This is a genomic window from Streptomyces sp. NPDC045026, assembly GCF_056432625.1.
Genome location: NZ_JBWKIS010000075.1, coordinates 1 through 1,087, shown reverse-complemented (window position 1 = coordinate 1,087; position 1,087 = coordinate 1). Strand labels below are relative to the sequence as shown.

Genomic DNA, 1,087 nt, shown 5'->3' with positions numbered 1-1,087 from the left:
ACTGTGCCGGCGTGGCACCGCAGACTTATCGCGCGCAAGTGGGACTACAGCAAGCGGCGGAGCAGGCCGGGCAGGCCGCCGACCGCGAGCGTGGTGAAGGCGTTGGTGCTGCGGCTGGCCCGGGAGAATCCGCGGTGGGGCTGCCGTCGGATCCAAGGTGAACTCGTTCGTCTGGGGCATTCGATCGGCGCCACGACGGTCCGGGGGATCCTGACGGCGGCCGGAATCGATCCCGCCCCGCGCCGCGGCGGGCCGACGTGGCATGAGTTCCTGACCGCGCAGGCCGAGGGCATCATCGCCTGCGACTTCGTGCACATCGATCTCGTCGATCTGCGCCGGGTGTACGCGTTGGTCTTCCTCGAGCACGGCACGCGCCGCCTGCACATCGCCGGCGTGACCGCCCATCCCACCAGGCCCTGGACGGTGCAGCAGGCAAGAAACCTGGCCATCGAGTTGGGTGTGCGGGCAGACTCGCTGCGTTTCCTGCTCCGCGACCGGGACGCGAAGTACACGGAGTCCTTCGATGCAGTCTTCGCGGCCGACGACATCGAGGTCGTGAGGACCGCGCCGCGAGCTGCCCGGATGAACGCGCACTGCGAACGGGTCATCGGCACCCTGCGGCGCGAGGTCCTCGACCACCTGCTGATATGCAGCGAGGCCCACGCCCGACGGACCCTGGACGCCTACGCCCGGCACTACAACCGTCACCGCCCGCACCAGGCCCGGGGACAGCTTCCACCCCTCGCCCACAAGCACCCAGCGCCCCCGACCGACCTGGCCGCGCGTCGACTCCTCCGCACCCGAGTACTCGGCGGCGTCATCAACGAGTACGAATACGCAGCCTGACCAGCAGCGACGAGTTCCGAACGGCACAGGATCGAGAGCGTCCTCAACGGCGTCCGGATGCCGCGGATGAACTCAGTCATGGAGAGGTGGGTGCAGACCTGCCGGCGCGAGCTGCTGGACCACACGTTGATCTGGAATCAGCGGCACCTGCTCCACGCCTTGCGCGAGTTCGAACAGTTCTACAACTCCCATCGGCCTCATCAAGGCATTGCGAACGCCCGCCCGCTACGTTGCCCTTGCC

General features: G+C 68.2%; 1 protein-coding gene and 1 pseudogene. Both read left to right on the top strand.

Annotated elements, in window-relative coordinates; translation table 11 throughout:
- Positions 1-846: integrase core domain-containing protein (locus AC07EJ_RS46095; protein ID WP_478886542.1), on the top strand; the 846-nt coding region annotated here is incomplete at its 5' end.
- Positions 847-876: 30 nt separating this feature from the next.
- Positions 877-1,087: pseudogene (locus AC07EJ_RS46090) on the top strand (integrase core domain-containing protein); the annotation flags it as partial.